The following is a 14,828-nucleotide window of genomic DNA, read 5'->3' as shown; positions in this document are numbered from 1 at the left end:
TCGGTCAAATTTCCATTTTGCATTTTCAAACTCCTTCTTGGAATTAAGTCACTTGTCGTTAAGTGACACTTGATTTTTAGCCTTTGGCGGGATGAGTTGCAAGTTCCAGTGTTTTTCGTTGTGGGAAGTTTCCTGCGGGGAAAGGTAAATAATCTTGCAGGTTTTCGAGTGTGTTTCTTGTTATTCAGTTTAATGTGTAAACAGTTGGATTCTCTTTTGAATGTTTAGATTTTTCTGATAGTTACAGTGTTTTATTTTATGGTAAGAGTTGGGGGGTGTTTTTGCAGGTCTAGAAATGTCTGAGGACGTTTGTAGTACGCTTCCTAAATTAATGTAAGTTGCGTTCTGATATTTACATTTCGCCGCCATAGATAAGGCGACGAAAGGTAGTTTTTTGTTGTTTTTTCATCGGAGATCTGTTTTCAGGAGTGATCTTCGCCTCTGTCGGCGGAGTTGATCGTCGTTCTACTGGCTTACGGTGTGACAATCACCGGTGGTTTAGTCGTCGGCGGTTCTTCCCTTGGCGGTGCGGGGGTACCCGGCGGCTCCTGCTCAGGCACCGGTTGCGGCTCGGTCGGCGGGGTTGGCGGGTTGTCGATGTTCGGATCGGGTGTCTCGACCGGAATCGGGATGCTCATTGATGGCGTCTCCAGTGGCGCATGGCGTGAGTCGTGCTTAAGTTGGTTGACCGCTGCGCAAAGGATTTGATTCCGACAAATCCCTCTGAACTTTTACCGGCGCCTGCTGTTCGGAACCTAAGTGAGTTCATGTCGGGGCAGAGCGCTTCGTCTGAACGACGACCAGGCACAAGAGCGTCCTTGGGGCGTTAAGGAGAGATGCTCGATGACCGCTGAAAAACCTACAGAACTGAGCTACAACCCGCATATCCCGCTGTCTCAGGCATTACTGCTACCGCGGATCGTGATCGAAAACACCATGCCGACCCTCGATGGCGGGCAATTCGCCGTTAAAGCCATCATCGATCAGGACGTGGTGGTGACCAGCAAAGTGTTTGCCGACGGTCACGACAAACTGGCCGTGCGCATTCGCTGGCGTGCTGATGGCGACGATACCTGGCAGAGCGAGGTCATGGCCGAGCTGGGTAATAACGGCTGGCAGGGCCGGTTTCGTGTCAAGAAGCAGGGGCGTTATGTGTTCTGCCTCGAAGCCTGGATCGATCAGTACGCCAGTTTTTGTTATGAGCTGGAGAAAAAACATGCCGTCGGCATATCGGTCAGCCTGGAATTGCAGGAAGGGCGCACTCACGTCCAGCAGGCCGCCGAACGTTCCGAAGGCCACCTCAGTGAACAACTGGCGGCGTTGCATTATGAATTGTCCGGTCTGCTCGAAACCGAGCAGGTCGCTTTGTTTCTGCACCAGCGTAGCGCGGACTTGATGGCCCAGGCCGACCATCGTCCCTTCCTGAGCCTGAGCCCTGAATACCCGGTGGACGTAGAGCGAGCGCTGGCGCAGTTCGCCAGTTGGTATGAACTGTTTCCGCGCTCGATCACCGATGACCCGGCTCGCCACGGCACCTTCAACGACGTGCATTCGCGGCTGCCAATGATCCAGGACATGGGCTTCGACGTGCTGTATTTCACGCCGATCCACCCGATTGGCCGCAGCTACCGCAAAGGCCCGAACAACTCGTTGATCGCCGGCCCCGATGATCCGGGCAGCCCTTACGCCATCGGCAGCGAAGAGGGCGGGCATGAGGCGATTCACTCGGAATTGGGCTCGCGTGAGGACTTTCGCCGGCTCGTCGCGGCCGCCGCCGAGCATGGTCTGGAAATCGCCCTCGACTTTGCGATTCAGTGTTCCCAGGACCACCCGTGGCTCAAACAGCACCCCGGCTGGTTTAGCTGGCGGCCGGACGGCACGATCAAATACGCCGAGAACCCGCCGAAGAAATACCAGGACATCGTCAACGTCGACTTCTATGCCGTGGACGCGATTCCCAGCCTGTGGATCGAGTTGCGCGATGTCGTCGTGGGTTGGGTCGAGGAGGGCGTGAAGCTGTTTCGCGTCGATAATCCTCACACCAAACCGTTGCCATTCTGGCAGTGGATGATCGCCGATGTGCGGGCACTGTATCCCGAGGTGATCTTCCTGGCCGAAGCCTTTACCACGCCGGCGATGATGGCGCGTTTGGGCAAGGTCGGTTACTCCCAGAGCTATACCTATTTCACCTGGCGCAACACCAAGGCCGAGCTGGCAACCTATTTCACCGAACTCAACGAGTCACCGTGGCGTGAATGCTACCGGCCGAATTTCTTCGTCAACACGCCGGACATTAACCCGACGTTCCTGCATGAATCCGGGCGCGCCGGTTTTTTGATTCGTGCCGCGCTGGCGACCATGGGCTCCGGGTTGTGGGGCATGTATTCGGGTTTTGAACTGTGTGAAGCGGCACCGGTGCCGGGCCGGGAGGAATACCTCAATTCCGAGAAGTACGAAATCCGCCCCAGGGACTTCAACGCGCCGGGCAACATCATTGCCGAGATCGCCCAGCTCAACCGCATCCGTCGGCAGAACCCCGCGCTGCACACGCACCTGGGCCTGAAGGTCTACAACGCCTGGAACGACAACATTCTGTACTTCGGCAAACGCAGCGTTGACGGCAGCAATTTCATTCTGGTGGCGGTCAGCCTCGATCCGCATCACGCCCAGGAGGCGAACTTCGAATTGCCGCTGTGGGAAATGGGTTTGCCCGACGAGGCCAGTACCCAGGGCGAAGACCTGATGAACGGCCACCGCTGGACCTGGCACGGCAAGTATCAGTTCATGCGGATTGAGCCGTGGCATCTGCCGTTCGGGATTTGGAGGATTACCGCACCGTCATGATCGTTCCCACGCTCTGCGTGGGAATGCCGCCCTGGACGCTCTGCGTCCGCCGCTGTGACGCAGAGCGTCACTGGATGCATTCCCACGCAGAGCGTGGGAACGATCTCGGCCAAGGCGTTCTCTAGTATTAACAGGAGTTTCAAATGGCGAAGAAACCCAGGTCAGCCACCTTCATCAAGGACCCGCTCTGGTACAAGGATGCGGTGATCTACCAGGTTCACGTTAAGTCTTTTTTCGACTCCAACAACGACGGGATCGGCGACTTTCCCGGCCTTATCGCCAAGCTCGATTACATTGCCGACTTGGGTGTCAATACCATCTGGCTATTGCCGTTCTACCCTTCGCCACGGCGCGACGACGGTTACGACATCGCCGAATACCGTGGCGTGCATGCCGACTACGGCACTCTGGCCGATGCCAAACGCTTCATTTCCGAGGCCCACAAACGTGGCCTGCGGGTAATCACCGAGCTGGTCATCAATCACACCTCGGACCAGCACCCATGGTTCCAGCGCGCGCGCAAGGCCAAGCCCGGTTCGGCGGCCCGAGACTTCTATGTCTGGTCCGATAACGATCAGAAATACGACGGCACCCGCATCATCTTTCTCGATACCGAAAAGTCCAACTGGACCTGGGACCCGGTGGCCGGTCAGTACTTCTGGCACCGTTTCTATTCGCACCAACCGGACCTGAACTTCGATAACCCGCAAGTGATGAAAGCCGTGCTGTCGGTGATGCGCTATTGGCTCGACATGGGCATCGATGGTCTGCGGCTGGACGCGATCCCGTACCTGATCGAGCGCGATGGCACCAACAACGAAAACCTGCCCGAGACCCACGACGTCCTCAAGCAGATCCGTGCCGAGATTGACGCCAATTATCCCGATCGCATGCTGCTGGCCGAGGCCAACCAGTGGCCGGAAGACACTCAATTGTACTTTGGCAACACCGACGCCAGCGGACAGAACGGCGACGAATGCCACATGGCCTTTCACTTCCCGTTGATGCCGCGCATGTACATGGCACTGGCCCAGGAAGATCGCTTCCCGATCACCGATATTTTACGCCAGACCCCGGAAATTCCCGCCAACTGCCAGTGGGCGATTTTCCTGCGCAACCACGATGAGCTGACCCTGGAAATGGTCACCGACCGGGAGCGCGATTACCTGTGGAATTACTACGCGGCCGATCGACGGGCGCGGATCAATCTGGGGATTCGCCGGCGTCTGGCGCCATTGATGGAACGTGATCGCCGCCGCGTGGAACTGCTTAACAGCCTGCTGCTGTCGATGCCCGGCACGCCGACCCTGTATTACGGCGATGAAATCGGCATGGGCGACAACATCTACCTCGGCGACCGCGACGGTGTGCGCACGCCGATGCAGTGGTCGATCGACCGTAATGGCGGATTCTCTCGCGCCGACCCGGCCAGCCTGGTGTTGCCGCCGATCATGGACCCGCAATACGGCTACCTGTCTGTCAACGTCGAAACCCAGGCCGGTGACCCCCATTCGTTGTTGAACTGGAACCGACGCATGCTCGCGGTGCGCAAGCAGTCCAAGGCCTTTGGCCGCGGGACATTGAAGATGCTCTCGCCGAGCAATCGACGGGTTCTGGCTTATACCCGTGAATTCACCGGCGCGGATGGCAAGCACGAGATCATTCTGTGCGTGGCCAACGTGTCCCGTAGCGCGCAAGCAGTGGAGCTGGATCTGTCGGCTTATGTCGGCATGGTTCCGGTGGAGATGCTCGGCGGCAATGCGTTTCCGCCCATCGGCCAGTTGACGTTCCTGCTGACGCTGGCGCCTTACGGCTTCTATTGGTTCGGGCTGGCGGCGGAAAACCAGATGCCGAGCTGGCACGTGGAGCCGGCGCAAAGCCTGCCGGACTTCACCACCCTGGTCCTGAAAAAACGCATGGAAGAGCTGCTCGAAGCGCCGTCTCGCGGCACGCTGGAGCAGAGCATTCTGCCGAGCTGGCTGCAGAACCGCCGCTGGTTTGCCGGCAAGGATGGCGCCATCGACAGCGTCAGCCTCGCTTACGGCGTGCGCTTCGGCGACCCGCAGCATCCGGTGTTGTTAGGTGAAATCGATGTTATCAGGGGCGGTCAGACCAGCCGCTATCAGTTGCCATTCGGTTTTATCTCCGAGGAGCAGGTCGGCGCGGCGTTGCCGCAGCAATTGGCGCTGGCCAGGGTCCGGCGCGGGCGTCAGGTCGGCTTGATCACCGACGCCTTCAGCCTCGACAGCTTTGTTCATGCGGTGTTGCAGAGCATGCAGGCCGGCATGGTGTTGCCGTCGGACGGCGGCGAGATCCGCTTCGAGCCTACCGACGAACTGGCCAAACTAGGCCTGACTGCCGAGTCGGAAGTGCGTTATCTGTCCGCCGAGCAATCCAACAGTTCGGTGGTGATCGGCAGCAGCCTGGTGCTGAAACTGATCCGCAAGGTCGCGTCAGGGGTGCACCCGGAGCTGGAAATGAGTGCGTACCTGACCCATGCCGGTTTCCAGAATATTTCGCCGCTGCTGGGGGCGGTGATTCGTCGCGATGCGGCGGGCGAGGACACGCTGTTGATGATCGCCCAAGGCTACTTGAGTAATCAGGGCGATGCGTGGGAGTGGACCCAGAACAACCTTGAACGGGCGCTTCGCGACGAACTCGCCGATGCTGTGTCGGAACAGGAGCAGCACTACAACGCCCTCGGCGAGCTGAAGGATTTCGCCGGCATGCTCGGTCAGCGCCTGGGAGAAATGCATCAGGTGTTGGCGGCCCCGAGCGCCAACCCGGACTTTGCTCCACAGATCACCACTCAGAAAGAGGCCCTGGCCTCGGCCAAGGACGTGGCGGCCCAACTGGAACACGCCCTGAACTTGCTCAAGCAGCATCAAGCCGAACTGAACGCCGCGGATCAGGCATTGGTCAGTCGATTGCTGGACAACAAAAAGGCGATCTTCAGTCATGTCCAGGACCTGGGTAAAAAGGCTGCTGGTGGCTTGCGTATCCGCGTCCATGGTGACTTGCATCTGGGGCAGGTGTTGGTGATCAAGGGCGATGCCTACCTGATCGACTTTGAGGGTGAACCGGCGCGGCCGCTGCATGAGCGCCGGGGCAAACACAGCCCCTATAAAGATGTCAGCGGCGTGTTGCGTTCCTTCGATTACGCCGCGGCGATGGTAATCAACGTGCATAATGTCGACAACACCGCCGACGCCCAGGCGGCGCGTCAACGAGTCGCCGATCGTTATCTGAAAGAGGCGCGACAATCATTTGTCGACGCTTATCGGCTGGCGGCAGCTAGTCTTGCTCATGCATGGCAAGATTCTGAAGGCGAGGACGCTGCGCTGGCGTTGTTCGGTCTGGAGAAGGCGGCTTATGAAGTGGCCTATGAGGCGGAAAATCGCCCCACCTGGTTGCCTGTGCCGTTGCACGGTTTATATGGATTATTGAGTGGGCTTAAACCCTTTTCCGATCTTGGTGGAGAGTAGTCATGAGTTTCTCGAACAAGGAACAGGGGCAAGTTAATGAGGCGCTGCTGCCCAGAGCGCGGGATATCGATGCATTGGTACGCGCCGAGCACCGAGACCCCTTTGCAATTCTCGGCCCGCACGGCGATGGCGCTGGTGGGCAATTCATTCGAGCCTATCTGCCGGACGCCTTGAGCGTGCAGGTGGTGGACAAGGAATCCGGGGAAGAACTCGGCAGCCTTGAGACCACGCAGACCCCGGGGCTGTTCGTCGGGCACTTCGAGCGAGCCCGGCCCTATCTGTTGCGAACCCGTTGGGCCGGCGGCGAGCAACTCGCCGAGGACCCTTACAGCTTTGGCCCGTTACTCGGCGAGATGGATTTGTATCTGTTCGCCGAGGGCAATCACCGGGACTTGAGCAGTTGCCTCGGCGCGCAACTGAAGACGGTCGATGGCGTCGACGGCGTGCGCTTCGCTGTGTGGGCACCGAACGCCAAAAGGGTCTCGGTGGTCGGCGACTTCAACGTCTGGGACGGTCGTCGGCATCCGATGCGCCTGCGCCATCCTTCCGGGGTCTGGGAGTTGTTCATTCCGCGCCTGCAAGCGGGGGAGCTCTACAAATACGAAATCCTTGGCGCTCACGGCATTTTGCCGCTCAAGGCCGACCCGATGGCCCTCGCCACCGCACTGCCGCCGGACACCGCATCAAAAATCGCCTCGCCGCTGCAAATCGACTGGCACGACGACGCCTGGATGCAGTCGCGGGGCGAGCGTCAGCGAACCAGCGCACCGTTGTCGATCTACGAATTACACGCCGGTTCCTGGCAATGCGAGCTGGATGACCTCGGTGAGGTCGCCCGTCAGTACACCTGGCCCGAGTTGGCCGAGCGGCTGATTCCTTATGTGAAGGAGCTGGGTTTTACCCACATCGAACTGATGCCGATCATGGAGCATCCGTTCGGTGGCTCGTGGGGGTATCAACTGCTGTCGCAATTCGCCCCGAGCGCCCGTTACGGTACGCCGGATGAATTCGCCGCTTTCGTCAATGCCTGTCACCAGGCCGAGATCGGCGTGATCCTCGATTGGGTGCCGGCGCATTTCCCCACTGATACCCATGGCCTGGCGCAGTTCGACGGCACCGCGTTGTATGAGTACGGCAACCCGCAGGAAGGTTTTCACCAAGACTGGGACACGCTGATCTACAACCTGGGCCGCACCGAGGTGCACGGCTATATGCTGGCGTCGGCGCTGCACTGGCTCAGGCATTTCCACGTCGATGGCCTGCGTGTGGACGCAGTGGCGTCGATGCTGTATCGCGATTACTCGCGCAAGGCCGGCGAATGGGTGCCCAACCGTCACGGCGGTCGGGAGAATCTGGAGGCCATTGATTTCGTCCGCCATCTCAACGATGTGGTGGCCCTGGAAACACCGGGTGCGTTGGTGATTGCCGAAGAATCCACGGCGTGGCCGGGTGTCAGCCAGAGCACGCAACAGGGTGGGCTGGGTTTTGCCTATAAGTGGAACATGGGCTGGATGCACGATTCACTGCATTACATTCAGCAGGATCCGGTATACCGCGCCCATCATCACAACGAGCTGAGTTTTGGCTTGGTGTATGCCTGGTCCGAGCGCTTCATCCTGCCGATTTCCCACGACGAAGTGGTCCACGGCAAGCATTCACTGATCGACAAGATGCCCGGCGATCGCTGGCAGAAGTTTGCCAACCTGCGGGCTTATCTGAGTTTCATGTGGACGCATCCCGGCAAGAAACTGTTGTTCATGGGGTGCGAATTCGGCCAGTGGCGTGAGTGGAATCACGATCAGCAACTGGACTGGTATTTGCTGCAATACCCGGAACACCAGGGTGTGCGAAAACTGGTCGGTGACCTGAATCGGTTGTATCGCGAAGAACCGGCGCTGCACGATCAAGATGATGCCCCGCAAGGCTTCCAGTGGTTGATCGGCGACGATGCGATCAACAGCGTTTATGCCTGGCTGCGCTGGAGCAAAGACGGGCGGCCGGTGTTGGTGGTGGCCAACTTCACCCCGGTGCCGCGTCAGTCCTACCGCGTTGGTGTGCCGTTTGCCGGGCGATGGGTCGAGTTGATCAACAGCGATGCCGACACTTATGCCGGGTCCAACTACGGTAACGGCGGCGGGGTGTTCACCGACGAAGAGCCGAGCCATGGCCAGGCCCTTTCTGTGGAGTTGAACCTGCCGCCGCTGGGGGTGTTGATTCTGCGTCCGGAGGGTTAGGGTTCTGATCGTTCCCACGCTCTGCGTGGGAACGATCATCGGTCAGGCTTTACCACCGCATCCGCACCCCAAGGCTGCCAATCAACCCGTTCAAATCATTGTCATCCACATCGCTGCTGTAATCGGCGCTGACATACAGGCTGACCAAAGGCGTCACTCTGGCCACTAGCCCCAGACCTACATCTACCGTCGACGAGTTGCGGCTGCTGCTGATTTTGTCGACCTGATCCAGGCTCACGGTATTGCCGGTGTACACCGTGTGCCACACGTTGGTCCGCACATAGGGTTCGACCGGTAGGCCGTTAATATCGTAACTGCCTTTCAAGCGTGCACCGACCCGACCGCTCCAGGACGTCAGGTCGCTGGATGAAGCGTTACCGGAGCCGGCATATGGCGTATCCAGCGTAATACGCTGATTGATCAACTGCGCCTGGGGTTCGATCACCCAGTTATTACCCAGACCAATCGGGAAACCACCTTCCACCGACAATGTCACCGCGCTGCCTTCGGTGGCTTGTCGCGCGCCCTGGTCATTGCGGCTGTATCCGTTGACCCGGCCACCGCTGGCCGTCAAGTCTACGTGCCAGCCTTGTGGGCCGGTCAGGCTCCAGTAGGCGCCGAGACTTTGGCCTTGAAGATTGAGCGTGTCATGGCCGGGATCGGCGAGGGCGCGGCTGGTCAGCAGACCGTTGTCATTGCCCTGGAATTGGGTGGTGCCGCCGATCAGTCCGACCCGTTGGGTATGGCCGCTGTTGCTTTGCACGGTCAGCAGCGCCGGGCCTTTGAATTCAGTGGCGCCGGAGATAGCAGAACCCTGGGCCAGATAATCGGTTTGGGCCTGCCGTGACGCCTTTCCATAGACGTGGTCCCAGGCCGAAGGCGCGGCGTCTTCCACCGTCAGGCGTGAGCTTTGTAAGTCTTGATTAGCGCGTAAGCGGCCGGGATATGTGGCGGAGTCGGCCGGCAAGGTCAGGGTCGGCAATGCCTGGTTGTACCAGAGGTTTGTTTCGTCCTCGGCAGGCGAGGCCTGCACCTCCATGGATGAGCACAGCAGGAATGAACCTGTGACAGTGCAAAACGTGACTTTGATCTCTTGTGAGGTGAATGAAGTTCTCATGGGGGTCTACCTTGCAATCGCATGCGTATCTCGCTGTGGCGTCTCTCCTACCCCGAATGAGGGGCGACCGAATGGATTGAGGCAAGGTCATACCCGCCTGTTTTTACAGGAGTCTGGAGGCTTGCCCCTGATGGATTTCCGGGGGTAGTAAGCACTAGCTAAGAAGACGGCTGGCGTTGCGTCAAGAAAGTGGCCGATAAGCGGTATGGCTATTTTATGAACTGTAAGTGACTGATTATTGGCGCGTATCTAAGTTGTTGTTTGTGAAAAAAATCATTCCGAAAGACGCGGGCCAGACGCCCTTGGTAGGGTGCTATCGGTTGTTTGACGGAGGATCCGGTGCAGGATTGACGAACGAGGTCGGCGCGCTATTACTGTCATTTTTTCTGTCAGAGTTGCCTGTCCTTGATGACTGGCATTTGACGGTGTTACAGGCGCACCTCCACCGCCAGCGGCAAATGGTCCGACAGGTGCGTCCAGGGTTTATGGCTGAGTATGCGCGGTTCATGACTGTTGGCATTACGCAGGTAGATCCGGTCCAGGCGCAACAAGGGAAAACGCGCCGGGTAAGTTTTCGCCGGTCGGCCATGATGGCGTTCAAAGGCTTCATGCAGGTAGTGGCGCCTGGCGAGGGCAGCGTTGCCTTGCAACTGCCAGTCGTTGAAGTCGCCGGCAATAATCACCGGGGCGTCATCGGGCAGCGACTCGAGCAACAGGCAGAGCAACTGGAGTTGGAGTTGTCGATGGCTTTCCAACAGGCTCAGGTGCACGCAAATGGCATGAATTTCGGCATGCCCCGGTACATCCAGCACACAGTGCAGCAACCCGCGCCGCTCGGGGCCGGTGATCGAGACATCGAGGTTGCGAAACTCGCGGATCGGGTACTTCGACAGCAAGGCATTGCCGTGGTGGCCGTCGGGGTAGACCGCGTTGCGACCGTAAGCGAAATCGCTCCACATGCTGTCGGCCAGGAACTCGTATTGCGAGGTTTGTGGCCAGTCGTTGTAACGGGAAGAATGCCGGTCGTGCTCACCGACCACTTCCTGTAGAAACACCAGGTCGGCCGACGTGCTGCGTACCGCTTCACGCAGTTCTGGCAGGATGAAACGCCGGTTGAGGGCGGTGAAGCCTTTGTGGGTGTTGACCGTCAGCACTCTCAGTCGATGAATCGCCGCCGGAGTGTTCGATAGCATTGATTCGACGGCCTGTCGTTCGGCATCACTGGTCACGTTCACTCCTCTGAATCAGGCTGATGTTTCTATGCGACTGATGCACGGGCAAGCAGTTCCAATTGAGCGAAGCCAATCCATGTGGGAGCGAGTCTGGATTGTTGTCTGATTGAGAACCGGGGCATCAGACAAACACAATTTCATACGGTAACCGCATGCGCTCCAGTATCACCGGGGGCAGCATTGGGGCGATGCCGATTGCCGGCTCGCCGTCGAGTTGGCTGGCGTAGGCGTAGGTGGCGTGGCTTTTGCGCGCGACGGTCCAGGTGTCAAGGCGTACCTTGCGTGCGCGATGCCAGGGAATCAACCCGTGATCGCGCGTCGGCCAGTGCCAGGCCCAGACGGGTACTTCGTTGAGCGTTGCCCCGACCAGAGCCGCTGCTCTGGCGCTGGCACGGCCGACGGCGTCGTGGTCGACGTTACCGTCTTCGCGCCATGTGGTGAATACCACATCACCGGGGCGCAGATAGCGGACGATGAACTGGGTCAATTCAGACTCCCGCTCAGCCAGGCCGCTGTCGGTGAAGCCGCCACGAATCCACTTCAGGCTGTGCATCGGCACCCCCAGCCGGCGTAAGGCTTCGACGCTTTCCTGGGGGCGGAACACGCTCAAGCGTTTCTCCGACCATTGTCGTGACCCCGGATGACTGGCGCTACCGTCGGTGATCGAGATCAATTGCAAAGGATGGCCGAGGGAGCACAGCAACTGCAGCAGGCCACCGCAAGTCACCACTTCATCGCCGGGATGCGGCGCGATGACTACCGCGCGAGTGCCGGCCGGGACCAACGTTTCGGTGTTGATGACAGGGATGTTGTCCAGTTGCGGGGCGCTGTTCCAGATCTGTGCGAGCGAGCTGTTTTCGCTGATGGAGACTGATTTCATAGGCGCTACGTCCTTGTTCTGTCTTGCCCTCAGTCATGCGCATTGCTTGCAGGGGAGCAAGCCTTGCAGACCCGTGAAGGCGGAAAAATAACCATTGCAACGCTCCGAACCCTGGATTGCTGCGGGGAGAGTATTGCTCATGGAACGCTATTCGTCGCCTCAGCCTTTGGTCTGATATGGCTTTTTAATCCGGATTGTGTCGGATGTCGCAAATAAACACAGAAAATTGCCTGTTGAACGTGTAGGAGCGAGGCTTGCCCGCGAAGGCGGTATATCAAGCAACGATGATGTCGACTGACACTACGCCTTCGCGAGCAAGCCTCGCTCCTACAGGGGATTTTTACTCTTCTTCTTCACGCTGCAATTCGAACAGCAGCAGTGAACGGCCGGTGACCGAATATTCGTGACCGAACTCGAAGCGTTCCTGGCCACGAATCGAGGGTTGATTGGTATCGATCATGCAGGTCCAGAAACCGCCGTCAGGCACTTCCGGCAGCAGGAAATTGACGATGTCATGGTGGGCATTGACCACCAGCAGCAGCGTTGCGTCGGCGCCCTTGCGGCGAATGCCGGTTTCCTGGGCACGGCCATCGAGCAGGATGCCCAGGCAACGACCGTGGCCTTCCTCCCATTGTTCGGTGGACATTTCGCTGCCATCCGGGGCCAGCCAGGTCACGTCCTTGACGCCGATGTCTTCGTTGTAATTGCCCACCAGGAAACGCCCGCGCCGCAGGATCGGATAGGCCAGGCGTAATTTGATCAGGCGTTTGACGAACTTGAGCAGGGCCTTGCCGTCTTCACTCAGGTCCCAATTGACCCAACCGATCTCACTGTCCTGGCAATAGGCATTGTTGTTGCCTTCCTGGGTGCGGGCGAACTCATCGCCGGCCACCAGCATCGGCGTGCCCTGGGACAGCAGCAACGTGGCGAAAAAATTACGCATTTGTCGCTGGCGCAGCGCATTGATCTCGGGATCGTCAGTGGGGCCTTCGACACCGTGGTTCCACGACAGGTTGTTGTTGCTGCCGTCCTGATTGTTCTCGTCGTTGGCTTCATTGTGCTTGTCGTTGTACGACACCAGATCGTTGAGCGTGAAACCGTCATGGGCGGTGATGAAGTTCAACGAGGCATACGGACGCCGGCCACGCTGATTGAACATCTCACCGGACGCGGTCATGCGGTTGGCGAAGTCGGCGATTTGACCATCATCGCCTTTCCAGAACGCACGCACGGTGTCGCGGAACTTGTCGTTCCACTCGACCCACCCCGGCGGAAAGTTGCCGACCTGATAACCGCCGGGGCCGCAGTCCCAGGATTCGGCAATCATCTTCACTTGGCGCAGCACAGGGTCTTGGCGACAGGCCACGAGGAAGCTGTGACGCTCGTCGAAACCGTCGTGATAGCGGCCGAGAATGGTCGCCAGATCAAAACGGAAACCGTCCACGTGCATTTCCGTGGCCCAGTAACGCAGTGAGTCGGTGACCATTTGCAATACACATGGATGACTCAGGTCCAGGGTGTTGCCGGTTCCCGAGTCGTTGATGTAATAGCGTTTGTCTTCAGGCATCAAACGGTAGTAGGAGGCGTTGTCGATGCCGCGCATCGACAGCGTCGGGCCCTGTTCATTGCCCTCGGCGGTGTGGTTGTAAACCACGTCGAGGATCACCTCCAGATTGGCTTCATGCAGGTGCGCGACCATCTCCTTGAACTCGGCGATCTTGCCGCTCGCCAGGTAGCGTGGGTCCGGGGCAAAGAACGCGATGCTGTTGTAACCCCAGTAATTGGTCATGCCTTTGTGCAATAGATGCTGGTCATTGACGAAGGCATGGATCGGCAGCAATTCCACGCTCGACACGCCGAGCTTGCGGATGTGTTCCAGTACGTCATCGACCATCAGCCCGGCGAAGGTGCCGCGCAAGTTCTCGGGGACAGAGGGGTGACGCATGCTGAAGCCGCGTACGTGGGTCTCATAAATGATGGTCTTGTCCCACGGCACGCTGACCCGATGGTCGTGGCCCCAGGTGTGGGCCGGGTCGATCACTTTGCATTTTGGCACGAAGGGCGCACTGTCCCGCTCATCGAAACTGAGGTCGGCATCAGGGTGACCGATGGTGAAACCAAACAACGCTTCGGACCATTTCAATTGGCCGACCAATTGTTTGGCGTAGGGGTCGATCAGCAGTTTGTTGGGGTTGAAACGATGACCGTTGGCCGGGTCATACGGACCGTACACGCGATAGCCGTAGATCAACCCCGGATGGGCATCGGGCAAGTAGCCGTGGTAGATCTCGTCGGTGTATTCCGGCAACTCGATACGCTCGAGTTCCACCTCGCCGGCATCGTCGAAGATGCACAGTTCGACCTTGGTTGCGTTAGCCGAAAACAGCGCGAAATTGACCCCCAGGCCATCCCAGGTCGCGCCGAGCGGGAAGGGCAAGCCTTCACGGATTCGCGAGGCCTCGGCATGAGGTTCGGGCGCGGTTTTCTTTGGACTGCTCATAGATGCTCCTGCAAAGGGGGAGGCGAAATCCCTGTAGGAGCGGGCTTGCCCGCGAAGACGGCGGTACAGTCAACGTTGATAACCCTGAAATACCGCTTTCGCGGGCAAGCCCGCTCCTACAGCGCTCGCCACAAATCAAGTGAGGTACGTCGTCAGGTCGTTGGCGGTTTACGCGCAGCGCGAGGTTTTTTCTCGGTGGCTTTTTCGCCAGGCGGGGTCACTGCCGAAGCGGCGGCGGGTTTGGCCTTAGGCTTGGCTTTGGCTTTGGTTTCGATGCCTTTGGTTTTGGTTTCGATGCCTTTGGCATTGACCAGCTTGCCGTCGGGCTTGCTGGCAGCAGGCTTGGTGCCGACGGTTTTACTGCCGCTGGCTTTCGGTGACTTGCCGGGCGCCAGTGCTTCGGCTTCGGCCAGTTTGCAGGCCATCTCCCAATGGCGTGCTTCCTGGCCCACGGGTTTTCCTTCGGACTCCCAGATCTGATAGGCAAATTCGCGGATACGTTTATCGTCGGTACTCATCGCAATGCTCCTGAACTG

9 protein-coding genes are annotated in these 14,828 nt (G+C 58.7%); 3 read left to right on the top strand and 6 right to left on the bottom strand.

Features of this window, described 5'->3' with window-relative positions; translation table 11 throughout:
* Window positions 1-473: 473 nt before the first annotated feature.
* Window positions 474-638, bottom strand: a complete 165-nt coding sequence (locus tag CKW20_RS29600; protein ID WP_176466906.1) for a hypothetical protein — start codon at window positions 636-638, stop codon at window positions 474-476.
* A gap of 205 nt (window positions 639-843) precedes the next feature.
* On the opposite strand from CKW20_RS29600, the gene CKW20_RS15710 reads away from it, so the two are divergent.
* From CKW20_RS15710 to glgB, 3 genes are all read left to right on the top strand, one after another.
* The gene (locus CKW20_RS15710) at window positions 844-2,844 is read left to right on the top strand and encodes an alpha-1,4-glucan--maltose-1-phosphate maltosyltransferase (protein WP_095053734.1); all 2,001 of its coding nucleotides are present in this window, start codon (window positions 844-846) and stop codon (window positions 2,842-2,844) included.
* A gap of 143 nt (window positions 2,845-2,987) precedes the next feature.
* Window positions 2,988-6,329, top strand: a complete 3,342-nt coding sequence (gene treS, locus CKW20_RS15705) for a maltose alpha-D-glucosyltransferase (protein ID WP_095053733.1) — start codon at window positions 2,988-2,990, stop codon at window positions 6,327-6,329.
* A 2-nt stretch (window positions 6,330-6,331) separates the two neighbouring features.
* On the top strand, window positions 6,332-8,563 hold the full coding sequence (glgB, locus tag CKW20_RS15700) for a 1,4-alpha-glucan branching protein GlgB (RefSeq protein ID WP_095053732.1): 2,232 nt from the start codon (window positions 6,332-6,334) through the stop codon (window positions 8,561-8,563).
* Window positions 8,564-8,612: 49 nt separating this feature from the next.
* Here the strand turns inward: glgB and CKW20_RS15695 are convergent, their stop codons facing one another.
* The 5 genes from CKW20_RS15695 to CKW20_RS15675 all read right to left on the bottom strand — a co-directional run bounded on the left by CKW20_RS15695 (window position 8,613) and on the right by CKW20_RS15675 (window position 14,810).
* Window positions 8,613-9,680 carry an autotransporter outer membrane beta-barrel domain-containing protein gene (locus CKW20_RS15695; protein WP_095053731.1) on the bottom strand — a complete coding sequence of 356 codons (1,068 nt, stop codon included), beginning with the start codon at window positions 9,678-9,680 and terminating at the stop codon, window positions 8,613-8,615.
* 428 nt (window positions 9,681-10,108) lie between these two features.
* Complete coding sequence (locus CKW20_RS15690) at window positions 10,109-10,909, bottom strand: endonuclease/exonuclease/phosphatase family protein (protein ID WP_095053730.1); 801 nt, start codon at window positions 10,907-10,909, stop codon at window positions 10,109-10,111.
* Window positions 10,910-11,033: 124 nt separating this feature from the next.
* Window positions 11,034-11,792, bottom strand: a complete 759-nt coding sequence (locus tag CKW20_RS15685) for a PIG-L deacetylase family protein (RefSeq protein ID WP_095053729.1) — start codon at window positions 11,790-11,792, stop codon at window positions 11,034-11,036.
* Window positions 11,793-12,132: 340 nt separating this feature from the next.
* On the bottom strand, window positions 12,133-14,292 hold the full coding sequence (gene glgX, locus CKW20_RS15680; protein ID WP_095053728.1) for a glycogen debranching protein GlgX: 2,160 nt from the start codon (window positions 14,290-14,292) through the stop codon (window positions 12,133-12,135).
* Window positions 14,293-14,444: 152 nt separating this feature from the next.
* Window positions 14,445-14,810 (bottom strand): DUF2934 domain-containing protein, encoded by a 366-nt coding sequence (locus CKW20_RS15675; RefSeq protein ID WP_095053727.1) that lies wholly within the window; start codon window positions 14,808-14,810, stop codon window positions 14,445-14,447.
* Window positions 14,811-14,828 lie beyond the last annotated feature (18 nt).

It is taken from the genome of Pseudomonas sp. Irchel s3b2, assembly GCF_900187445.1.
In the GTDB taxonomy this organism is placed as follows: Bacteria; Pseudomonadota; Gammaproteobacteria; order Pseudomonadales; family Pseudomonadaceae; genus Aquipseudomonas.
This window is presented reverse-complemented; position numbering and strand designations above follow the sequence as displayed.